We start from the raw sequence: 22,559 nt of genomic DNA on the forward strand, positions 1-22,559 counted from the left end.
TTCTGCACCGTGGGCAGGCCGCATCCTTTATTTTACTTATTTCCCTATCAACCCGGCAGTTATAAAAAAGTATAAGCCCTTTCCCACACCCCCGACCGAAACCGGGGACATGGGAAAGGACTGCGGTTTCCCGCAGTCCTCTCAGTTACTCCTTAACAGCTATCACCGCCAATCTTCCGTTATTTTGCGAATACTCGCAGGTCACAAGAGTGAGGAACTTGTCCCCAAAGACAAGCTCCCGCCCGGTATCATAAAGCCTCCTTCCATCAAGATTTTCCACAAGGATGTTGAAAGCGCCAGCGCTTATATTGATTTGGTCGAACAGGCTCCACTCTCCATCCACATAGCTGCCCTTTTCCCTGAGTACCGCCGCCACTTGGTAAGTTTCAGCGCCGTACTCTGTTTCCAGGACAATCTCGGGATGGGCGGCGCAGTAGTCCTCGTCTGCATAGTTCAACAGCGCGGAAAACATACTGCCATCATTCATGTGGTGGCCGTAAATAATGAGGTTGTCGGAACTGTCCAGGCTGCACCGCTCGTCCAGAAATGGCAGGCCGTAGTCGGTGTAGTTCCCGTCAAAGTCGTGCTTTAGGTAATACTCACTGTTCTGCATGACCGGGAAATCTATGGACGTGCCGGGGATGGACACCCAAGCCACACAGTCCGGGTTCTTCTCCTTCAGCAGGGCCAGATCATGGAGAATAGGCGTGTCAGAATCCACCTTTGAGGTATTATTTTGCGGCAAAGCGGGCCGCTCGGCCACTGGCTTTCCTCCCTTCAGGTCAGTGGCAGGCGATTTTGCGGCCATTTTCCGCAGTTCAATGATTTTAGTCTCCTGCGTATCCGATTCATGCCAGACATTCACCAGCCAACAGGCGGCAACCACAGCGCCAAGAAACATCAGCACGGCCAGCACCATCGCAAACTTTCTCATCGGTGCCCCCCGGAGCGCTTGCGGGAGTCCCGGTAGATGATAAGCCCTATGACAATCCCCGCCAGCAACACAAAACCGCCGGCAACAAAGGGGATGAGATGCTCAAGGTCTTTCAGAGAAAGCTCTTGCCGGTCGCTTTCCGAAACTGCGCCGGGGAGATAAGTTTCCAGGCGGGTTTCCTGCAAGGACTTCTCCTTGCTAACCTCAAAATGGACCGTATCGCTCTGCCCATCCTGGGTGATTTTCAGCGCATACTCGCCTTGGGGCACACGGATCAGCCGATGGGCGGTTTCCCCGGATTTCCACTCTGCCAGTTCGGTATTGTCCTTACCCAAGAGTGCTAAGTCAGCACCAACAACCGGGGAGTTAGTGGCGGTACTCCACACAGACAGGTCAACCGCCACATATTTACATCCGACCGTGAACTTGCTCCCCAGCCCAGACGGTATCTCCGTGGCGATTTTCTCGCTAGAGTAACCGTCCGGCAGTTCGATGGGCACGGCCACAAACTCCGCAACCGGCACATTCTGAATGACCGCCGCGCCGTCCTCGCCGGTCTTGCCCACATAAAGGGCATTGACCTTGGTATACGGGGCAGCGCGTTTTTCATCGGCGGCTTTCTGATTCTTGATCTGCGCCAGGGTTTCGCTGATGTCGGTGCTACCGCTCTCATTCTCCTTTTTGACCTCCGGCAAAGGTGCTTCCCCCGGTTCAAACAGCCCCACAGTCACACCGGGAACCGGCTGGCCGTCATCGTCCAGAACGGTCAGGGTCAAGTCGCGTTGGTTCGCCACAAAGCTAAAGGTCAAATAGGCGCTCCCGCCACCTGCAAGCTCAATGGTCTGCGGCTCCGGCTGTTCAAAGCCTTTCACGCTCTTGGGCGTAACGGTGTACTTGCCAGCGGGAATCACAGTGACAATTTTCCCGTCTGCGCCGGTCTTAAAGTCCTTATTATACTTGCCGCCCTCGGCCCTTGTCCCGCTGACCTCAAAGGAAAACGCCTGCCCGCTCTTGTCAGAGGTGCAGGTAATGGTAAGCTGTCCATCCGGGATAGGCGTGGGAGAGGGAACAGCCGTGGGCTTCGGGGTGGAGGTTGGCTTGGGCGTAGCGGTCGGGGCAGGAGTAGCCGTGACCTTTGGCGTGGGAACTGCGGTGGGCGTGGGTTTTGTCACCGTATTGGCTGTGCCGCCCTGATTGACGGGCGGGGCGGGAACCGGCGTGGGGTCTGGCTCCTTTTCCGTCAGATACTGCGTGTAGCTGCGCCCGGACTTCTCGGCCAGCTTGTAGGAGATATGCACCGCGCCGCATATTCCGCCGCCGTTCTTGAGGTGGTTTAATTCCTCCTGGGCGGCTTGCAGGGTGACGTACTCAAAGGTCTTGCTCTCGCCCTTTTTGCCCAGCGCAGCGCCGTAGTTCTCATAGGTTACGGTCACACTGTCGATCTGTTTGTCGTTACCGGCAATCAGCTCCACGTCAGGTGAAAACTTCCCGGCAATGAGTACCTCATTTTCCCCGGCCACGATTTTCTTGCCCTCGGTAGTACGAATCTCCTTATCTCCACCGGAGATTCCCAGGCTGGTAACGGAGAATTTCACGCCGGACGCAGCCTTATACCCCTTTGGAGTAGAAACAGGCCGCAGCTCATACTCTCCGGGTTCCAGACTGCCCACGGTGATCTGTCCGGCTTTGTCGGTAGTCAGGCCGGACTTCACCGCCGATGTTCCTTTATATAAGGTATAGGCGGCATTGCTGACCGGCTTTAGGGTGCGACTGTTCTTGACCGTGAGGGTCACACTGTCCTTTGCGGGGGCCACGTCCACCGGGTCATACACAGCAAGGCCCAGCTTATTTTCAACCGTTTCCTCTCCGCATACCATTTTCACGGTCTGCTCGGTGGATGTGTAGAGGGAATCAAACTTCAACGTGTTCTTTTCAAATGAAATAGTAAAGGCGGGGTCCTCCCCCGCCTCCACATTGGTGATTTCTTTGTCCAATCCAAACTCACCGGAGAATGTGTCCCCGGCAGTTTCCCGGTAGAAAACCCGGTCAGGGGTGGGAGCGTCGGTCACCACCACAGCCCCAGCCGGGAGCGCGCCTGCAAATGCAAAGGCCGCTGCCAGAAAGACAGCGGCCAGTCTATTCAGTTTTTTCATGGGATTCTCCTTCTTATGCGCGGCGGTGTTTCAGCAGATACCAGAGCAGCCGCCCAGCGCAGGCCAGCATGAGCAGGGCCGCGCCGCCGATCAGCCAGGGATTGGGCCGGGTATCGCCGGTCTTGGGAACATCCTTAGAGGGCGTGGTGGGTATCTTCTCGTTCTCAGCAGTGACTTCCACCTGGTTATTTTTGCCGTTGATTTCAAATTTGTGCTCGGTATCGTCCAGCTTGTAGCCCTCGGGGGCGTAGACCTCCTGGTAAACATAGCTGCCGAAAGGCAGGTCCTCAAAGACGATCACGCCATCCGTATCGGTCTTGCCCTCGGCTACCACCTGGCCGTTCTCGTCCTTGACGCAGAATGTAGCGCCAGCCAGCGGGGTGGTCGTGCCCTTCTCCACCTTAACGATTCGCAGGGAGCCGGTCTGCTTTTTGTTGACGAAACCGGCCTCCTTGTCAGCCGTGTTGGTAACTTCCACACGCTCGCCATCCTCGGTCAGCTTAAAGAAATAGTACCCATCGTCAGCGGTGTAGCCCTCGGGAGCCTTTTCTTCATGGATGAAATAACCGCCCATGGGCAGGCCGTCCAACGAATACTCCTTTTCCGCATATTTCAGCTTGCCAAACAGGGTATCGGTTTCCGGGTCAAACTCGGCGTTGCCGTCCACGTCAGCGTATACCGCGAACTCCGCGCCGGAGAGGTTCTCGCTGGGAGCGCCCTCGGCAGTCTTTACCACATAGACTGAGCCGCGTTTGAGCTTGTTGTGGAACTCCACCTCAGCAACTTCGTCCCCGGAAGTGATAGTAACGGTCTTGCCCGCCTCTATGATGTACTTGACGGTCACATCGTTCTCCACCTCGGTAACGGTGTATTCGCCGGGAACCAGGTCCTGCACATAAATCTCGCCACGCTTGTCAGTTTTGAAGGTCTCCTCGTAACCCTCGCCTGCCACGATGAAGGAGATACCCTCCACAAAATCGTCCTCAGAGGTCTTGCGGATCAGCAGACCACCCTTGCGGCGGATAACGATGGTCTGGTCCTCGTCCTCCAGATCGGCGTGGACCGCTACCTCTTTGGCCTCATGATACAGGCTCTCAAATACCACGATAGTCTTACCAGCCAAAGCGCTTGCGGGGAATGTAAAGGTGATTTCTTCCTTGCCTGTGGGCTTTTCGGGAATGAAAATGCTTTCGGCGGTGACTTCCTTGCCGTCCACCAACAACTTCTCACCGGTGCCTTTGTCCATAAGAACTCCCTTGACCTGATAGGTTTTGCCGGGAATCAGGTTGCGGTAGGTCACGGTGTCGGTGAGGGTTACGGTTTCCAGAGGATCAACCTCTTTCTCGCCGTTCACGGTGGCTTTGGTCTTGATTTCGGGTCCCTCGAACTCTACGGTCTGGCCCAGGTCGTCAATATCCGCATGAGCTGCTACTTCCTTGCCCTCATGATACAGAGTTTCAAAGACTACCACAGACTTCCCGGCAAGAGCAGAAGCATCAAAGGTAAAGGCGATTTCCTCTGTGCCAGCGGCACTCTCAGGAGTGAATTCCTTCTCAGCGGTGATCTGTTGCCCGTCCACCAGGAGGGGCGCACCGCTAGCCTTGTCCATAAGGACGCCGGAGAGCTTATAGGGCTTACCGGGGGTAAGGCCCGTGTAGCTGACAGTATCGGTGATGGTGACTTTCTCTTTGGGCTCTGCTTTCTTCTCGTTATCAACCGTGGCTTTTGTCCGAATTTCGGGCTTGTCAGGTTCTTCAAACTCAACCGTCTGGTCTTTGTCGGAGATATCCGTATGAACGGCCACTTCCTTGCCTTCATGGTACAGGGATTCAAAGACAACCACGGACTTCCCGGCCAGAGCAGATGCGTCAAAGGTAAAGGCCATTTCTTCTGTACCGCTGGCGTTATCCGGGGTGAACTCTTTCTCAGCAGTGACCTGCTGCCCGTCCACCAGGAGGGGCGCACCGCTGGCCTTATCCATGAGAACACCGGAGAGTTTATAGGTCTTACCGGGAGTCAGGCCGGTGTAGCTGACTGTATCGGTGATGGTTATTTTCTCAACAGGCTTGACCTTTTTCTCACCATTGACGGTGGCAGTGGTCTTGATATCAGGCTTCTCGCTGAAGGTCACTGTCTGGTCTTCATCTTCGATATCCGCATGGACAGCCACTTCCAGCTTATCCCGATACAGGGTTTCAAAGGCAACGACAGTCTTACCAGCCAGCGCGGAAGCGTCAAAGGTAAAGGGAATGTTAATGCTGCCCTCGTCCTTGCTGGCCCGGAAAGTTGCCTCGGCGGTGATCTCCTTGTCCTCCACCATCAAGGCTTTGCCGGTTGCCTTATCCATAAGCACACCCTTAACCGTGTACTCCTTGCCAGGAATAAGACCGGAGTATTTCACCGTATCAACAATGGTGATTTCCCCAACCGGCTGGGCGGTGTGCTCCCCATTGGCAGTAGCGGTAGTGCCGATCTTCGGCTCAGTGAAGGTCACAGTCTGGCCCTCGTCCTCAATGTCCGCGTGGCTGGCGACCTTGTTCTCGCCCTCGAAGAGGTCCTCGAACACCACCACGGACTTCCCGGCCAGGGCAGAAGCATTGAAGGTGTAGCTCAGTTCCTCGATGCCGCTCTCGGACTTGGGTGTAAATTCTTTCTCTGCCGTGACCTGCTTGCCGTCAATCTCCAGAGGCTTGCCGGTTTCTTTCTCCATGAGAACACCGGACAGCTTATAGGTCTTGCCAGCCGTCAGGCCGGAGTAGCGCACGGTATCAACCAGGGTGACTTCGCTCAGAGGCTCGGCAGTCTTTTCACCATCAACGGTGGCAGTAGTGCCGATTTCCGGCATCCCTTCCTCATGGTCGTCAATGGTGCCCAGCTCAATCACGGTGCTGTCGCGGCTGATGAAAATGTTGGGAACCGTCACCAGCGCATAGCCTTTATTGCCCTCGCAGCGAAGTTCCTCCAACGTATAGTAGTCATAGGGCAGGGCACAGAGCCCATCCTGGGTTTCCACCATCCAGTCCTCGGTGGTCTTGCCAAACCAGGTACCCGCCTCGTCAGTCCATTCACCGTCAGCCTTATCGTCATTGCCGTTAGTATTGAGGCTGTGGGCGTTCCACTTAGTTTCGGTACGCACTTCTCCATTTTGATCTGTGCAGAGAATATGACTCTCCCCAGTGGTCTGAGAGGTCAGCTTGAAAGCCACGTTCGCAAAGCGGTGCATATTTTTCTCGCCCACTTTGACGAACTTGAGGTCGCCACGCTTCACCTGGTTATAGGCCGCGTCACCCTCCCGGAACTCTGTAACCTCGCCGTCTTTGCGGACGGTAAAATCACGGACTTTCTTGTCTGTCCAGAGATAGCCGACGCCAGGCTTGCTTTCGGAAAGAGTGTAAGTGCCGTAAGGCAGTGCCCGCACATCGGACTGCGCTACGCCGTCTTTGACCTCAATGGTCAGGCAGACCGTTTCCGGCTCATAAAGCGCGCCGTCCACATACACAGCATTGCGGCTTTTGTTGGTGATCTCGAACAGCGTCCCATCCAGGCTTGCGCCGCCCAAGGGAGTGAGCAGCTTCGATTCCAGGTCGCGCTTCTCAATGAGTATACCGCCCCGAACTACCTCGTTATCCATCTGGAAATCATACACCTTGAGGTGTTCATCAATGGTGACAGTCTGATCGGGAGCGGTATTCAGCATGGAGTCATTTGTAGCGCTTTCGCGGAGGATATATTCCCCATACGGCAGCGCATCCGGCGCAGAGCTGCATTTGCCCTCGCTATCGGTGGTCAGGGTCAGCGCCACCTCGCCAGGAGCGATGCTCTTGTCATTGACGATAACCGGGTTCCGGCTGTTGTTTATAACCTCAAAGGTGATGCCCTCAAAATCCGCATCGCCCTGGGGAGTGGAGCCGGTAACGCTGTCCCGCTTCTCCACGGCCAGCCCGCCGCGAACCACATCGTCAACGGCAGTGACAGAATACACCTTCTTGTTCTCGCTGACCGTGACCTCCTGCTCCGGCCAAGTCAGCAGCATGGACTTGTTGGTTTCCTTTTCCCGCACGAGATACCGGCCAAATGGCAGGGCATCATCGGCGGTGCTGGCGTGGCCGTTCTCATCGGTGGTCATAGTGGCCACCACCTCGCCGGGTGCGCAGGTTTTGTCTCCCACCACAACGGGGTTAGCGCTGTTGTTGACGATTTCAAAGGTGATACCGGCAAAATCCGCATTGCCCTGGGGTGTGGCCCCGGTCTGGCTGTCGTGCTTCTCGATGGCAATGCCGCCCCGCACCACATCGTTTTCCGCCGTGAAGGTGTAGACCTTCCCATTCTCGGAGACTGTTACATGGATTTCCTCGGTAAAGGTCTTGAGCATGGAGGCGTTGGTGGACTTTTCACGCACAATGTAATCGCCATAGGGCAGATCATTGGGACCGGTAGCCGCCATGCCCTGGTCGTTGGTGCTGATCTCCTTGACCACCTTTCCGGGAGCGCAGCTGGTTCCGTCGACCATGACGGGATTCCTGGAATCATTGATAATCTCGAACACAATCCCCGCAAAATTAGCGTCGCCCTGGGGAGTAGCCCCGGTCTGACTGTCGCGCTTCTCGACGCTCAGACCGCCCCGGACCACATCGTCGTTGGCAGTTACCGTGACCAACTTCTTGTCCTCGTTGACATTCACAGTCTGAGGCTGGAAGGTCAGCAGCATGGATGCGTTGGTGGATTTCTCCCGCACAGTGTACCGCCCGTAAGGGAGCAGATCGTTGGCGGTGCTGGCGTAGCCGTTCTCGTTGGTGGTCAGCGTTGTCACCACCTGGCCGGGAGCGAAGGTTTCGCCGCCCACCACCACAGCGTTGGCGCTGCTGTTGACAACCTCAAAGACAATACCGGCGAAATCAGCGTTGCCCTGGGGCGTTTCGCCGGTCTGGCTGTCCCGTTTCTGTACGGCCAGCCCGCCGCGCACTACGTCATTTTCTGCGGTGAACGTGTAGACCTTGCCATTCTCAGCGACTTTCACCGAGATTTCCTCCGTAAAGGTCTTGCGCATGGAGGCGTTGGTGGCCTTTTCTCGCACGAGGTAATCACCATAGGGCAGAGCGTTGGGCCCAGTCGTGGCGATGCCCTGGGCGTTTGTGGTAATTTCCTTGGCAACCTGACCGGGAGCAATGACCTTGCCGTCCACCTCTACGGGGTTCTTGGACTTGTTGACGATCTCAAACACAATCCCCGCAAAGCTGGCGTCGCCCTGGGGTGTTTTGCCGGTGACAGAATCCCGTTTCTCAATAGAAAGACCGCCCCGAAGGATGTCCTCCTTCACGGCGGCGGTGTTCTCGTTATTTTCCTGGGTAGAACCGGCGGGAATCTCACATAGCTTGGTGACTACTGTACTCACCTGGTAGCCGGGGCTGGCGGTAATCTCCCGGAGCGTCCAGTCGTCACCATAGGGATAGTAGTCGGTTGTGAACTGCCCCTTCTCATCCGTGGTGTACTCCTTAACCAGCTCGTTCCCCTTATAAACGCCGTACTTTGCGCCCTTGAGAGAGCCATTGCCCTGGGGCGTGGAGCCGGTCTTGCTGTCGGATTTAGTGACATTCACCCTCCATTTTTTCAGCCTGTTCTCAAACTGTACGGAAGTGGTCTGCCCCTCGGTCAGCTGGAAGGTCTTGGACTGGGGCTTGATATAGCGGTTGGGAACATTGAGTTCTGTGGCGGTGTAGGTGATCTTTTTCCCGCTGGCATCATAAATGGGCAAGCCGTCGATGTCGATGTTGCCGTTGGCATCCGTGGTCTTGGTGGTGCTGCTGCCGTCGCTGCCATCGATGCGGAATGAGATGCCGGAAACCTTGCCGTCCTCGGCAGTTTTGACAAGACCGGCGGTGCCCGTAGCATCCGTTTTGACCTTGATGTAGCAGCTCACGGGTTCGCCGCCGTCCGCATTGTAGGTGGCGAAGCTCTGCTGGCTGGCATCGCTGGTGCGCCAGACTGCAACAGCCCCTTTGCCACCAGTAGCCGCCCTCTGATTTCTAATCCGCGAAGATGTTTTAGGTGTGGGGATTGCTTCGCTCGTAGAAAGAGTTAAGGAATTACCGTTGGCGGAAATGGTTACTCCTGGGATAGCTCCCGCAAAATTGTAGTTGCTTAATACACCATTTGTATCTGTGACACTAGCACTATATTTATTTCCATCCCAGCGCATAGTGATTGTATTTGCCTTATCGGCGGATTTATTCGCAAAGCTGGGTATCTTCATGTAGTCGTTGAGGCGTTTCTTGAGGTCCCGATAATACTGCAAAAACTTGGTAGGATTATAGGCATGAGGCGCGCATTTCTCCATGTCCGCGTCCACAGCGGCCTCCACTCCAAAGAGGCCGTCTCCCTGCATAAAGGCATGGCCGTTGATAGTTTCCCAAATGAGCAGCTGAGTGACCGCCCACTTGTCGCCGTTGTCGCTGGGGCCGTTCCAGAAATCAGCGGCGCTCCACTGGAAACCAAGGGCCATAATAGTACCCACAGTATCCTGTGCATTCACCGACATATCTGCCCATGTATATGGGGTTCCGCCGGTTGCGCCCTTCTCATGTTCCAGGCAATACGCGGCTATATTTGTTCCGTTAATGATCATAGTCTTGGCTGGCAGCTGGCTTACATACTCGCCCAATGTGGTAAGCGTACCCACCTCAGACTTAAAACAGTAGTAGCCCATCTGCAGAACACCTGCTGTGCCTACGCCAGCAGCTGCTCTGGCCCTGGCTCTCCGGAGGGCGGGCCAGATTTGTGTTGCCTCCATCTGAGAAAGCTCGGTTTCGTAAGGATTATCCGGCTCAGAGGACGGTTCCGGGGTGCCATCCGGCTCCGCGGAAGGAGCGGGGGAAGGAGTTGCCTCCGGTGTGGGTTGGGGTTCTGTACTTTCTTCCGGCTGCAAGGATTCCTCTGGGCCGGGTGTAGCTGTTATGGTGGGGCTGGCAGTAGGCTCCGCGCCGGAATCGGGCTGGCTGCTATCCACAGAGGCCTCGCCAGATGATTCATTTGTAGGGCCAGATTCACCCGGCGTAAGCTCAGAGGCAAAAGCCGAGAGCGGCAGAGCGCTCAGGCAGAGCACCACGACCAAAATCAAAGAGAGTGTTCTTTTTAAGATTTTTTGCATAACATCATCCTTTCAAAATGATTATACTAATGTGCATCTTTTTACAAGCATGGGCATTTTGCCCCGTATCACCACCTTTTATTTCTGATTCTCTACCCATAGGCATCACCCCTTTCGTCGCAAAGAAAAAAGCCCTTCTGTTTCCAGAAAGGCTTTCGCTGAACTGACCTATTCGCCGTATAGAAGATAAAACACACCCGGCTCCGGCTCCGCCAAATAATACTGTATCGCTTGGTGCATGTCAGTCAGATAATACTCAATCTTCATGGCTATCCCCTGTGCGCCGCCATACTGTTCCCAGCGCAGCGGACCAGCCCAGCCTGCGCCTTCATAGCAAAGGCTGCGGTCATACTGAATTGAGGCTGGTAAATCGAGAAGTGACTTGATTTTTTGCATCTTGGAGCTGTCGGACTTGTCGGTCGGGTGATAGTAAAGGCAGAAACTGCCAGTTTCATCATCTGCTGTGATAGTGAATCGGTCACTTGCGGTATGTGTTAGCATCATTACAAATCCATTTGCCACTACCGACGAACCTTGCATCTCATCCTCTGTACTGAGCCAAGAGCCCAAATATAGTTTCCCAACTCCCTTGGATTTCGACAAGGTTGAATCCCACATTGCTGTTGTGCCATCGAAGGAAAAAGTAGGATCATCTTTTTTTCCACGGAGTACGTAATCCAGAATCATCTCCGGGTCCTGGTTAGGCTTGAGCTTGGCCCGGACCTCATCCGATATAGAAATTTTCGGCTTCTTCGTGTCTGGCGAAGGAGAGGGATCGGGAGACACATCGGGGGTAGGCGTACTTTCCGGGACCTGGGGCCTATTCCCAATTTCAAACAAGTCCCGGCAATTATAGAGCAGCTGCGCCACCTGGGCCCTGGTAATGCTCCCCTGGGGCTCCAGTTTGCCCCCGCTGCCCTGGAAAACCTTGTGGGTTACAGCCCACTCCATTGAGTAACGCGCTGGCTTCGAGACCCGCTGTCCATCGGAAAACTGCTCCAGCAGCCCCGCCCGGACAGTAAGCTCCGCGCCGATGTACTCCGCATACCGATAGAAAATGACCGCCATCTCTTCCCGCGTCACGTTCCGGTTGGGAGCAAAGCTGTCATTCCCCGCGCTTTCCGCTATGCCCTTTTCCACGGCCCATTCCACATAGGGCGCATACCACACTGGCCGGGACGAACATCGGAGAACCGGCTTCCCGGATAATCCTCCTTGCGGATTCCCGCCATATCCCCCAGCACCTTGACGGTCATGCCACGAGTAAAGGTCCCGTTGGGCGAAAAAGTGTTGGCAGATGTGCCTTGAAACAGCTCCTTTCCCACAGCATAGTCCACCGCCGTGTAGTACCATGCTCCTGGTTTCACATCTGAGAATCTCTCTGCCGCTGCCAGTGCCGGTACGGAAACTCCGGCCAGCATAATTGTTAGTGCCAATAAGGCTGCAACCAGTTTTTTCATTTTCACTTACCCTCCCTGTTTGGTATTTCAATATCATGGTTCTTGATGAACTCATTGAATGCCTGCTGGATGATTTGAGAGAACTTGACCTCTTGCTGGGCCGCATACAAGGCCAGCGCCTCATGAATAGCTGGAGAAGTGCGAACCGTGTAGTTCCCGGTGAAAGCCTGGGCGGGCTTCTTCCCCTCTAACTCACAGGCGGCAATATAATCATCCACCGCCCGGTGAAATTCCTCCTTGATCCCCTCAATGGTCTTGGAGGTAAAGGACGGAATCTGGCTCATCCCCAGGACCCGCCCGGTCAGGCAGTCCTTGACATTGAAATAGGACACAAGGCAGGTGTAGTTTTTGTATTGAAGTGTGTTTCGGGCTTGCATTTGATTCATCCTCTTTCTCAGTTTTACTTTTCGTAGAAAAGGAAAACTTGCTGAGTTAAAACTTGTTTTAACTCATGAACTCCCTTTCATTGACCTAAGTATAGCATACCTCAATACAAATTGCAACCTTTTTGTGGTTACTTTCTTAAATTCGTTTTATGCTCAATTCCACTTTCCCTCCCTGGGATTTGTGGAGAGCAGCCGGTAGAGCTTGGTATCAGCCGGGATAGTGCTGACAAAGGGAATCATTGCCCCGCCGATCTTCATGAGGCCGTGGCCCGGCTGGGTATTGGTGAAGTAGGTCCGCTGGTTCTCTGTAATCTTGTAGAGTTCGGAGAGCCGCTGGGCATTGGAAGGTGACTGATTCAGCATGACCACAAAGTCCGTGTTGGAGAGCATGGCCCGCCCGGATTCGCTGTCCAGCACCTCCTCCACGTTCTGAGTAGCGCCGGTGCAGTAGCCGTTATATTTGCGTATGCGCCGCCAGAGGTTAGAGAAGAATTTGCCGGTATCCTCGTCCTGAAACAGCAGAGCGAACTCGTCCGCATAGACGAAGGTGATTTTCCCGGCCTTATAGTTGCGCATGACCCGGCCCAGCAGGTGGTCCAGGGTAATAAGCGTCCCTATGGGTTTCATCTGGTCCCGCAGACCGCTCAGTGAATAGCAAATCAGGCTATTGCCGGTGTCGATGTTGGTGGGCTTGGAAAACGTGTTGAGCGCACCGTCCACAAAGCGCTCCAACGACAGCGCCAGTTCCTCAGAGCGGGGATTGTTCATTTTCTGCAAGGCAAGTCGGAAATCGCCCAGCAGAGGAGGCCGGTACTTGCCTTTCGACTTCAAGAAATCCCTGTAAACAGCCCGGATGGCCCGATCTATGAGGGATTTTGTCTGCGCGTCCAGCCCGTCCCCCTCGCTGACCTTTTCACAGAAGGTGGTGATGAACTCCGTCTTATAGGCCAGAGGGTTCCGCTCGTCCATATCCAGCTCCAGGTCAAAGGGGTTGATGCTGTCCTGGCCTACATGGTACACCTCGCCGCCCAACTCAGTGACCACCTTCCCATACTCCTGCTCGGGGTCTAAAAGCAAAAAGTCGGCCTTATCCGGGGGATATTTCAGCCGGAGGGACACCAGCTCATTTTTGCAGAAGAAGGACTTTCCTCCGCCAGTCATGCCCAGCACGAAGCCGTTTCCGGACGATTTAGCCAGCCGGTCAACGACGACCAGATTTCTGGTGACTGCGTTCTGGCCATACAGTACCCCTGTGGGGTCGCAAATCTCCTGGGCCTTAAAGGGGACCAAAGCCGCCATCGTCTCCGTTGTGATGCTATGGTCAATGGAAATCCGGTCCAGCCCAAAGGGCAGCACGGTGTTCAGGGCGTCCAGCTGCTGCTCGGTGCAAACATTTAGGTCGCAGTTATTGCCGCGAACCACATTGCGGATCAGCTCCGTGTCCGCGTCCAGCTTTTCCAGGCTGGAGGCCATGTGGGCCAGGGTAACGGTCAGCACCACCAGCCCGCAGTCACGGACGGTGATATCGTTGAGGCTGTCCGTCATGGTGTTGCGCTCGTTGCGGAAATTGTAGGGCTCCGGCACGGCGATGTGGGTCCGCTGAAGCTGCTTTTGCTGGAACCGCATGGAGTTGGCCTCCAGAGAATCCAGCTTCCTCTGGAAATGCTTCACCGCCTCGTCCGTAGTCACGGGCATGAAGCTGACCGAAAGGATCATCTCCGTGTCCAGTCCAATGAGATTGGTCACGGTGTCGTCGTCCACCCAAGCCGCCAGCTTAGTCATAGCCAGCACCCGCACATATTTCGTGCCGATTTTCACGCAATCCGGGGCGGGAAGGAAGCTCATGGGGGCAATGCTGTCCTTGAAGCTGATCTTCCGCCGTTTCCGGTCCTCAAAATCGAACTGCCAGTAGTTTTCATCGCCGGGGCGGTAGAAGTCATGCAAAATCCGCAGGCGCTCCGAAAGCTCAATGGGAGCGAACCGCGCCCCCATGCCCGCAAAGGCCAGGCCGATCTCGTTGCCCGCCCGGTCAAAGTGGATCTGTGCCTCCCTGGCGGAGGACTTGTTTGCGGACATGGTAAAGTATCGCTCCTGGATGATGCCGCTGCCCCGGCCCGCCTGGCTTTCCAGAATTTCGTTCATCTCCCCGCGCAGCCCGTCCAGGCCGTCCCCCCGCTGAGGATATTGCAGCCGGTCCAGCATTTCCCGGTTGATGTGCCGGTTCACCAGCGTGATCTGGGCCAGCTGGCCGAAGGTGCATTTCTGCGCCATCGCCTTCATGGCGCGGATCACGCCCTCCTTGGCCTTGTCCTCCAAAGTGTCATAGTTGATATCGGAAAACCGGTAGCTTTTGGAGTAGATATTTCCGTTGCTGAGGAACATTCCGTCCGGGTACACAATGTCCACGGGGATCAGGTCCTGGGTGGAGCGGGGGCGCTTGTAATAGAACCGGTCCCTGTGCTGGGCCTTCATTTTCTTTTCGCTTGGTAACAATCTTTCACCTTTCCTTTCTCCCGCAGGTAGCTGGAAATCAGCGCCTTGTGGGGGTTATCTGTCCGAAAAAACACGAGCTTGCCCAGCGTCAGCCGGGAGCGGATAAGCACTCCTATGATCTGCTCAAAGGCCATCCCATGCCAGCGAACGAAACCGAAGGCCCCAAAGGGCAGCGCCGCCGCCACGCAGAGCCAGCTCACGGCCTCCATGCTCATCCTGCGGTTACAAAGCAGGTACACCCCCAGCGCCGCCGCCCCGGCCAGCCCGGAGAAAATGAGCTGCCGGAGGGTCATGCCGAAGTAGACCACCTCCTTGTATTCCCGCACGTCTTGATTTGCTTTGATCTGCACGTTTCATCCTCCTTACAATCCGAAAATTTTGTGTGTCACTTGGTCGGCCCCCTTGATGATTCCCAGCAGCAGGAGCATATTGAAAATCAGGCTGTACATATAGGCCATTTCCTCCGCCGCGTCGCCGATCCAGTCGAACAGCCCCAGGCCGGAGAAGTCCACCACGGGGGAACTGGCGTAGGCCGAAAACACAATAAGGGCCAGCCCTACGGTCAGACCCTCCAAGCTCACTCCGGCAAAAGATTTCAAAAAGTTCTGCCCAATAGAATGGGTTGATTCCGAGCCGAAGGTTGCCAGCGGAATAGGGGACAGTGCCGCGAATAAATATATCTTAAAAAAGCGGCCTATGACCGTCAGCAGCAGGGTCACGGACAGCACTACTGCCACGATAAATCCGATCAGCCCCAGCAGTAGCGAGGGTATCTGCGACAGTGGGTTGATAACCGCCATGAGGTTTGATATAATTTTGAGTATGCCGGTATCGTCGAAGTCGGGGGCCGTAATACCAGCCCACATATTGCCGTCCGTCAGACCGTTGGTGATGAACACCTTGGTAATGAGCGCGCCGGTAATCATGAAGATACCGTTGACCAGCCGCCATGCCACCGCGATGCTGTATTTCGTCAGGATGAACCGCATGAACAACTTGAAAACGTGCTCTGGTCTTTTCAGTTCCACATAGGAACCGGCAGTTCTCACCACGTTCCAGAGGGTCAGAATCACCAGCAGGGCGTAAGAGAACGCCTGCAAGCCGTTGTTGATGTTCTCCATAGCCAGGGCCACATTTGGGGCGAAGCCTTCTAGGTCTTGGGTCAGAAAATTGTAGCTCGTTTCTGTGGCAAAGCCAAAGAGGTCGAGAATGGATTGTATGAACATAGGCGTTTAGGACTGAATCGCGGTCAGGATTTCCGGCGAGAAGAAGATGATGATTGCCCCGGCTATACACATCAGCCCTTGTATGCGCTGGCTGGGGTCGTGGCCGGAGAAGGACATACCCACCTGCAAGATACCGTAGATACAGAGGATGCCGCCGATCACCTTCACCAGCCCGGTGATAAGCTCGTTGAGGTTGGTGAGCATGGTGTCCACCTCCGTCACCCCGGTGGTGAGAGGGCGGATGGTAAGCGCGTCCGCGCCCGCAGCTTGTGCCGGGATAGCAGCGCAGCTCATAAGTACCATGACGGCGGCGAACACCGCCAGCAGCTTTCTCAATTTCAAAAAAAGTCTTTTCGATTTCATTGCAAACTTCCTTTCGTTTTAGATTAGTCAATAAATGTGAACCACACAGGTTTGGCCTCGGGCAAAGCCATGACCTGCTCCTGCGTCAAATCCATCACCGGCTCAAAGCTGGCGGCAACGTGGGTAAGCTCGTTGTGGACATAGGGCGCGGCCCCGCCGTAGGTCGTTTCCTTGATGTGGGGGTGGCGCTTGAAGTCGTACTTCTCGTCCAGAATGGGCCGCTCCCCGCGCACGAACAGCAGGGCCAGTTTGTTATCCAGCATACGAATTTCGTCCGGGGTCATGAGCTCCCGGCCCAGCTGCTGCTCGTTCTTGGAAAAGCTCCCGGAACGGCCCTTGGACTGGCCGAAGGTGTTGGTGCGGATGGTCTGCTTGCCCAGCAGCTTGGAGAGATACTCATGGGTGCCGCTCTCATTGCCGCCTAAATACAGTAACAAATCGGCGTTATTCATCATGGCCTGCCACTGCTTTTCATAGAGGGCCTTTAGCTGGCTCATATCCTGCAAAATAATCGAAGCAGATATGCCGTATTTGCGGAATGTAGCAAGGCGCAGCTCAAAATCTTTGGGGAGCGTCACGTTGGCAAACTCGTCCATGAGGATGTGCATGGGAACTTTCAGCTCTCCATGCCGGTTTCCATAGTCGTAAAGAATCTCAAAGAGCTGCCCATAGAGCAGGCTCACAAAAAAGTTAAAGGATGAATCCGCAACCGGCGTGACCGCGAAAATCACCGTCCTTTCCTCCGGCGCGGTCAGCAGACCCAAATCGTCCGAGTTGGTGGTGGATAGCCGTTCTATGGATTCCAGGTTGAACTTTCCCAGCCGGGACAGTAAGGTGATCTGAATACTCTGCAAGGTTTTGGTCGCGCCGGAATGGTACGCCCGGTAGTGCTTTAGGGCGATATGCTCCGGGTCGCGCTGCTCCAGTTCGGAAAACATCTGCTCAACCGGGCTGCTATCCTTTTCACCCTCCACCAGCGCCATGTTGCGGAGCAGGAATTGAATGGTGGGGAAGTTCTGGTCCTCTGGCGGGGCCTCGTAATACAAAAAATAGGCGAGAGCTGAAAGCAGCTCCTTCGCCATATCGTCCCAAATCTGTTCACCTTTCTGTGCCCCTTGCTCAGAGGTTGCTTTCCAAAAGTTGCTTACCATGCGCTCTACATCATCATCGTTCCGCAAGTACAAAAACGGGTTGAATCTGTCCGAGCGCTCCGGTTCCATCAGATTGAGAACATGGATGGTATACCCATGCTCTTTGAGGTAGTTCCCGGTAGCCCGGAGCATTTCTCCGGACGGGTCAAGGCAAACATAGGAGTGGCTGGCCTGCAAGAGATTGATAAGCACATGGGTGGTGGACTTGCCGGAGCCGCTGCCCCCAATCACCACAGTGTTGAGGTTTCGCCGGTGCCGGTACATACTCTCCTGAGAGCTGCCGATGGCAACGTGCTGAGTCATAATCAGGTTGGCACTGGGACTCTTGCGGTTCCGATACTTGCGGTCAATGGCGCGGGGACTGCCCCACTTGGCGCTGCCGTATTCCTCTCCCCGGCGAAAGTTCATGCCAGAGGACACGAACATCAGCACCGCCAGCCCATACAGGAACAGGCACACCAGCACACAGCGCGGGGTATACGGCACAATATGAAAGCGTAACGGAGCATTTAAGGCGGCAGTAAGCGCCGAAAGCATACCTTTCAGTCCACCGGCTGCTCCCGGCGCGACCGCTATCCCCAGCCAGACAGCTACCACCCCCCCGGCAATACCTACCGCGATGGCCGGAGCTTTGTCCTGACCGGGTTTCATACAGCCCGAGCTTCTTCTGGCCTATACCGTGGACTGCTGACATACTCCCCGAAGTCCCGCTCCATCTCGGCGATCCCCCGCTGAATCTCCTGCCCGGCCATGCCGCTGGCACGAATGATATTCGACAGCAGATTCTTCACGGCCCCGCATTTCTCCTGCACATTACCGCTGACGATCTCCGGGAACACCTCCCGCTGGAAGGTGGCCTTTTCCGCACTGACCCCAAACCGGCGCGCCAGCACATAGCCCCCGCAGTAGGCCACAAAGCTGGTCTCCGCGTTACGCTCATAGGTCTTGCCCATGAGCCGGTGCTGCTCGTAGTGGCAGAACTCCGTCAGCAGCGGAAAGCACATCTCCTCGGCGGTCTGCCCATGCCGGACGCGCACCTCCCGGAGATCGGGAATGTAGGTGGCGTCCACGCCATCGGGAATATCCGGGTCATACCTGACCCAAAAGGGGCCTGCCTTGGCAATGGCCTTGACGATATCCACCGGCTCGGCCCAAGTGACTTCCTCGGGCTGGGAGTGGGCCGTGGTCTGGCTCACATCAAAGCGGTGCTCCACGTTGTAAAAATACTTGGTGCGGTGGGTCTTGGGGTCCTCCTTGCCGGGGCTGCGGACATAAATCCGCAAACCTTTCTCTCCCTTACGGATATACGCCTGCTCCTTCTTCCAGTCCTCAAAGGAGCCGAGCCGGGTAGCCGTGGGGCACTGAGCGTAAATCAGCAGGGCATTGGCGCTGCCGCCGCCCAAAGTTCCGCTTGCGAGGTTGAACCGCTCCACCACGTCCAGCAGGCGGGGGAACTGCTCCATGTCGCCCCACACACGTTCCACGGTGTCGGCGGTCAGCTTGCCGGTTTCCTCCTGGAGCTGCTTCTGACTTGTTACAAACTGGCTGAACTCGATTTTCTCGTTCAAAAATAATCACTCCTTATTCGCGTGTGGAAACGCTAAGATTTTTCAAATTGGCCTCATAAAAATTCCGGGCAACTTCCTCCCGGCTGGGCTGGGGCGCGGCCTGGTTACGCCGAATCTCCATGACCCTCTCCCGAACCGATTGCCGCCCGCTGGCGGTAGACATTGACAAGCCCCCTGACGGAGCAGCGCTCCCGCGCTCCGCCGGGGTAGTAGGGTTTGGGGTGGCGTGGGGCTGCACCTCGTCCATAAACTGTGTGATGAAGTCGGCGTTCATGGCCTGGTTGCGCCGGCGCAGCTCGTCCTCGGTCATGGCCTCTACCTCCTGGGGCGTGACCTCTCTGGCCGATTCCTGCTCATAGTCGGCTGACTTCACGCCGTTCAGCTCGTTGATCTCGATAATGCGGTTCACGATGTCCGCTTGGTCGGGAGAGCAGAAAATGGTAAACAGTCTGTTGCCGGGTTCATGAATCTTGTCCAACGTGACGCAGGAGAACCGCACCCCCGCCGCCATAGCCGCGTCATAGAATGTTTTGTAATCTTTCTCCATGAGGTCGAACTGGCAGAAGCCCTTGCCCTGCTGGAGCATCCGTTCCATCTCCATGGCGCTCCGGGTTCTGTAATCCTGCTGGTTCATAGCAGCCATGACCCCGGCAAGGCGGGCATTGCTGCGGTTCGCCATCTGCGCCGCTTCCTCGATAATACGGAACACATAGGCTATGCCTTTGTATGTCACCCGGAACACGGTATCTATTGCCTCTGATGTGTTGTCGATAATTCTTCACCTCTTTCCCTCTCTAACTGATGGACTGCAACCTCCTTTTCACGATTGACTGCCGCCGTCACCAAACCGCAGCGCTCCGCTATATCCTTGCAAAGACTACGCTCTCGGTAGAGCGGTTTTAGCTGCCGGTTTATTTCCGAAATCTTTTGCTGAATCACCTGTCTTTCACCCTCGCTGGGGCCTTTCTGCAAATCCCGGTTCAAATACCACCTCTCTTTGTGGAGCGCATAGACACGCTCGTCCAAATCAGACTGGTGCTTACTCAATTCCTCCCTCGTCTGAATTTTGTTGCGCACTAACAATCGCGCCTCTTGGGAATATCTGTCCAGCTTGGCAAGGGCCTTTCGCTGCTCGATGGTGGGGTAGCGGGGATAGGTCTGCCGCCGGATGCTCACCAGCATATAGCGGTAGTGCAGATAGGTGGCGTTAAGACCACGACGGTTATATCTCCGGGCATAGTAGCCGGTATAGCGTCTCTTGTACACTTGCTGCTCCGTTGGATTCTTCCACGCACCGTATACCTGCTTGGGTTTCTGCCGCTGGTGGGGGTTCCGGCTTTTCTCAGCGATACGTTTGCGGATATCCTCCTCGGTATATCCGCTCTTGAATTTGTACAGTCGAAAAAAGCCGTGTCCCTCCGGGGAGATCGCCGGGTGTGCGCTCTCCCGCTTTACCCGGTAGCCCATCTGCGTTAAGATACGGTAGAAATCGTCCAGGTCTTTCGCGGCATCCACCGCCCGGTCTATATCCTGATACATGATGGAGTGGACGGTAGGGGCGGGCTGCGGTTTCTGGTGGTGCTGGGCCGGGTAATCCTCATAGCGCGACTGCGTCGCCTCCTTTATAATAGAAAGACCGTATCGTGCGCAGAACTGGTCGGACAGCTTGCGGATGCGGTCGTAGTACATGGCGTTGGGCTGGTGGAACTTGCTCCCATCTACGAATGAAACGGAATTTAACAGTATATGGTTGTGAATATGCTCCTTGTCGGTGTGGGTAGCAACGACCACCTCGTACTTGTCACCGAACAATTCCTTTGCCAGCTCCACGCCAATCTCGTGGGCCACCTCCGGCGTGACCTCTCCCGGCAAAAAGCCTTGTTCTAAGTGATAGGCCAGCCGACCGCCCTGTTTCCCAAAGCGCAGCTTGGTACTCAGCATCTGATCAGCAGGAGCCTGCCAATCGTTCTGTGGGATAAAAAGATTTACGCCGGTCACCAGCTTGCCCTCCTGAGTTTTTGCCGGGTTTATGATGTAGCGGATAGACCGGCCAAGGTGATTACTAATCGGCCATATCTTCGTCTGCGCCATCTGATGTCCCCAATACTGCTTTCTCAATTCGCCGCAGGATGTCCCGCAGACGAACGACTTCCTCATAGTACGCCGCCTCGTCAATCAGGCCGGTGGCGTTTGCCACGAACGCCAGCTGATTCAGATTGTTGCCGATCTCCTTCAGCTCGCGGGTCATGGCGAAATAATCAGCGGGCGGGGATTCCTTTGGCTCATACCCAACTATGAGTTGCCGGACATACGCCGACTTGTTCAGCCCGCAGGACCTGGCTCTCCTTGTGATTCTCCGATTTTCCACCTCATTTAACCGCAGAGTGATTCTCTGCGTTCGATTTGTACTTGCGATGTGCAACAGCTCCTTTCCAAAAACCGCCGGGGCTCTCATCATAGCAGGGTTGTAGGGGCAGCGCCCCTACCCAGCCGCGTCAGCGGGCATTTGCGGGCAGAGTGTCAGACAGAATGTCTGACGCTTTGTCCGACAAATGCGATGCTGGCTCATGGAGGAAACGCCCTTCGGACATTTCCTCCATTTGTGGGGGCTGCGCCCCCACTTTTGCCCCTCGTCAGCTGTCCCAGGAGGGAGTGTCGGTGCTCCCTTCCGGCTCTGGGGCAGGGATATTAAGAGGCCCCGGCGGGGTTCCGTATTCACGCTCATACTTGGCGTCAAGGTATTTGCGGATACTAGCAGGCACCTTTTTTCTGTACCAATCCTCCAAAGATTCAGCCATGTAATCCTCAACTTTTTCGCCGCGCTCCCGGGCATGGAACTCCAAAGCCTCAAACTTTTCAGAGGAAAACGGCACCGAAAAGCTCACGATATTTTCCTTTTTTGAGATAGCTTTCACCTCGATTCTGTGGTAAAATGTACGCAAGGCGTACATTCGGTGAAGTCCTGAGGCGTGAAACGCCTCTCTTTTCCTACGGAAAAGCACCGGCCTTCTCCAAGCAGATTATTGATTTTTTGCAAGAAAAACCCCCCAAGGGGGCGCTCTTGCGGCGGCAGAATTGTTGTCAGAGTTCAAAATCATCACTCCTTTCCGGGGACTTGTGCTGTGCAGGAGCCGCAGTCTCTTGAGCCTTCCCCTGCTCCAAAACCTCCCTGCGGAACATAGATACAAAGCCATCCAGCACCGCCGAATGGCTCTCGCATATGAACTGGTACGGCTCCCTTCCCATGTGAGCGGTATCAACTTTCATAGCCCATTCCCGATTGCTCCGCGAAAACCGCGCGTCCCATTCCTTATGCTGAATGGTGCAGGCCAGCACATTTCTGACACGTTCCGGGCCGTATTGCTCCATGACTTCCGAAATGCAATCCTTTCCCAAGTACATACCGTCAAAGTGGCTGTTGATAGAATCCTCTAAGGCTCTCTTGCAGTCCCAATAGGCTCTCCGGCAGGCAAAATAAGCATCGCGTTCGCCATGCTCCATAGCGTACTGCGCGGTTTGGCGGTAGATGGGCGGGTCCTCACACTGTCTTGACATGGCATCCTTCCTTTCCATAAATTGAGCATGGAAAAGCGGAACTGTTTCCAGTCCCGCCTCTCTGCACTTCTTTACAATACACATTATAGCACATGACTTTCCGTTTGTCTTCCGATAGTTTTCCGA

The 22,559-nt window shown here is 55.3% G+C and carries 17 protein-coding genes; all 17 read right to left on the bottom strand.

Translation table 11 applies throughout. The features are described 5' to 3' along the window. Positions 1 to 145 precede the first annotated feature (145 nt). The 17 genes from U8U68_RS00070 to U8U68_RS00150 all read right to left on the bottom strand — a co-directional run bounded on the left by U8U68_RS00070 (position 146) and on the right by U8U68_RS00150 (position 22,433). On the bottom strand, positions 146 to 934 hold the full coding sequence (locus U8U68_RS00070) for a class B sortase (RefSeq protein WP_322198815.1): 789 nt from the start codon (positions 932 to 934) through the stop codon (positions 146 to 148). Then, a complete protein-coding gene (locus tag U8U68_RS00075; RefSeq protein WP_322198816.1) occupies positions 931 to 3,087 on the bottom strand; it encodes a SpaA isopeptide-forming pilin-related protein in 2,157 nt (718 codons plus the stop codon). The genes U8U68_RS00070 and U8U68_RS00075 overlap by 4 nt, the downstream gene beginning before the upstream one ends. 13 nt (positions 3,088 to 3,100) lie before the next feature. After that, complete coding sequence (locus U8U68_RS00080; protein ID WP_322198817.1) at positions 3,101 to 10,231, bottom strand: VaFE repeat-containing surface-anchored protein; 7,131 nt, start codon at positions 10,229 to 10,231, stop codon at positions 3,101 to 3,103. A gap of 168 nt (positions 10,232 to 10,399) precedes the next feature. Then, positions 10,400 to 11,371, bottom strand: a complete 972-nt coding sequence (locus U8U68_RS00085; protein ID WP_322198818.1) for an S-layer homology domain-containing protein — start codon at positions 11,369 to 11,371, stop codon at positions 10,400 to 10,402. After that, the gene (locus tag U8U68_RS00090; protein ID WP_322198819.1) at positions 11,356 to 11,691 is read right to left on the bottom strand and encodes an S-layer homology domain-containing protein; all 336 of its coding nucleotides are present in this window, start codon (positions 11,689 to 11,691) and stop codon (positions 11,356 to 11,358) included. Before U8U68_RS00090 ends, U8U68_RS00085 begins: the two co-directional genes overlap by 16 nt. Positions 11,692 to 11,693: 2 nt before the next feature. Next, the gene (locus U8U68_RS00095; protein ID WP_322198820.1) at positions 11,694 to 12,068 is read right to left on the bottom strand and encodes a type II toxin-antitoxin system HicB family antitoxin; all 375 of its coding nucleotides are present in this window, start codon (positions 12,066 to 12,068) and stop codon (positions 11,694 to 11,696) included. A gap of 162 nt (positions 12,069 to 12,230) precedes the next feature. After that, positions 12,231 to 14,570 carry a VirB4-like conjugal transfer ATPase, CD1110 family gene (locus U8U68_RS00100; protein ID WP_322198821.1) on the bottom strand — a complete coding sequence of 780 codons (2,340 nt, stop codon included), beginning with the start codon at positions 14,568 to 14,570 and terminating at the stop codon, positions 12,231 to 12,233. After that, positions 14,546 to 14,920: a PrgI family protein gene (locus U8U68_RS00105; RefSeq protein ID WP_322198822.1), complete on the bottom strand. Its 375-nt coding sequence runs from the start codon at positions 14,918 to 14,920 to the stop codon at positions 14,546 to 14,548. The genes U8U68_RS00100 and U8U68_RS00105 overlap by 25 nt, the downstream gene beginning before the upstream one ends. Positions 14,921 to 14,932: 12 nt before the next feature. Then, positions 14,933 to 15,796: a hypothetical protein gene (locus U8U68_RS00110; protein WP_322198823.1), complete on the bottom strand. Its 864-nt coding sequence runs from the start codon at positions 15,794 to 15,796 to the stop codon at positions 14,933 to 14,935. A 6-nt stretch (positions 15,797 to 15,802) separates the two neighbouring features. Continuing rightward, positions 15,803 to 16,159: a TrbC/VirB2 family protein gene (locus U8U68_RS00115; protein WP_322198824.1), complete on the bottom strand. Its 357-nt coding sequence runs from the start codon at positions 16,157 to 16,159 to the stop codon at positions 15,803 to 15,805. 23 nt (positions 16,160 to 16,182) lie between these two features. Next, positions 16,183 to 17,961, bottom strand: coding sequence for a VirD4-like conjugal transfer protein, CD1115 family (locus tag U8U68_RS00120; RefSeq protein ID WP_322198825.1), 1,779 nt, complete (start codon positions 17,959 to 17,961; stop codon positions 16,183 to 16,185). Further along, positions 17,958 to 18,878: an ArdC-like ssDNA-binding domain-containing protein gene (locus tag U8U68_RS00125; RefSeq protein WP_322198826.1), complete on the bottom strand. Its 921-nt coding sequence runs from the start codon at positions 18,876 to 18,878 to the stop codon at positions 17,958 to 17,960. The genes U8U68_RS00120 and U8U68_RS00125 overlap by 4 nt, the downstream gene beginning before the upstream one ends. A 13-nt stretch (positions 18,879 to 18,891) precedes the next feature. Beyond that, on the bottom strand, positions 18,892 to 19,620 hold the full coding sequence (locus U8U68_RS00130; protein ID WP_322198827.1) for a DUF3801 domain-containing protein: 729 nt from the start codon (positions 19,618 to 19,620) through the stop codon (positions 18,892 to 18,894). A gap of 5 nt (positions 19,621 to 19,625) precedes the next feature. Beyond that, on the bottom strand, positions 19,626 to 21,035 hold the full coding sequence (locus tag U8U68_RS00135) for a relaxase/mobilization nuclease domain-containing protein (protein ID WP_322198828.1): 1,410 nt from the start codon (positions 21,033 to 21,035) through the stop codon (positions 19,626 to 19,628). Continuing rightward, positions 20,941 to 21,300: a plasmid mobilization protein gene (locus tag U8U68_RS00140; RefSeq protein WP_322198829.1), complete on the bottom strand. Its 360-nt coding sequence runs from the start codon at positions 21,298 to 21,300 to the stop codon at positions 20,941 to 20,943. Before U8U68_RS00140 ends, U8U68_RS00135 begins: the two co-directional genes overlap by 95 nt. A gap of 211 nt (positions 21,301 to 21,511) precedes the next feature. After that, complete coding sequence (locus tag U8U68_RS00145; RefSeq protein WP_322198830.1) at positions 21,512 to 21,829, bottom strand: DUF6103 family protein; 318 nt, start codon at positions 21,827 to 21,829, stop codon at positions 21,512 to 21,514. Positions 21,830 to 21,959: 130 nt separating this feature from the next. Further along, positions 21,960 to 22,433, bottom strand: a complete 474-nt coding sequence (locus tag U8U68_RS00150) for a DUF3849 domain-containing protein (protein WP_322198831.1) — start codon at positions 22,431 to 22,433, stop codon at positions 21,960 to 21,962. Between the last annotated feature and the right edge of the window lie 126 nt (positions 22,434 to 22,559).

This window comes from Acutalibacter intestini (genome assembly GCF_034334985.1).
Taxonomy (GTDB): Bacteria; Bacillota; Clostridia; order Oscillospirales; family Acutalibacteraceae; genus Acutalibacter; species Acutalibacter intestini.

Coding starts and splice junctions, on each gene's coding strand:
- U8U68_RS00070 (WP_322198815.1), bottom strand. CDS start 934: ATGAGAAAGTTTGCGATGGTGCTGGCCGTGCTGATGTTTCTTGGCGCT.
- U8U68_RS00075 (WP_322198816.1), bottom strand. CDS start 3,087: ATGAAAAAACTGAATAGACTGGCCGCTGTCTTTCTGGCAGCGGCCTTT.
- U8U68_RS00080 (WP_322198817.1), bottom strand. CDS start 10,231: ATGCAAAAAATCTTAAAAAGAACACTCTCTTTGATTTTGGTCGTGGTG.
- U8U68_RS00090 (WP_322198819.1), bottom strand. CDS start 11,691: ATGAAAAAACTGGTTGCAGCCTTATTGGCACTAACAATTATGCTGGCC.
- U8U68_RS00095 (WP_322198820.1), bottom strand. CDS start 12,068: ATGCAAGCCCGAAACACACTTCAATACAAAAACTACACCTGCCTTGTG.
- U8U68_RS00110 (WP_322198823.1), bottom strand. CDS start 15,796: ATGTTCATACAATCCATTCTCGACCTCTTTGGCTTTGCCACAGAAACG.
- U8U68_RS00115 (WP_322198824.1), bottom strand. CDS start 16,159: ATGAAATCGAAAAGACTTTTTTTGAAATTGAGAAAGCTGCTGGCGGTG.
- U8U68_RS00120 (WP_322198825.1), bottom strand. CDS start 17,961: ATGAAACCCGGTCAGGACAAAGCTCCGGCCATCGCGGTAGGTATTGCC.
- U8U68_RS00135 (WP_322198828.1), bottom strand. CDS start 21,035: ATGAGGAAGTCGTTCGTCTGCGGGACATCCTGCGGCGAATTGAGAAAG.
- U8U68_RS00145 (WP_322198830.1), bottom strand. CDS start 21,829: ATGTACGCCTTGCGTACATTTTACCACAGAATCGAGGTGAAAGCTATC.
- U8U68_RS00150 (WP_322198831.1), bottom strand. CDS start 22,433: ATGTCAAGACAGTGTGAGGACCCGCCCATCTACCGCCAAACCGCGCAG.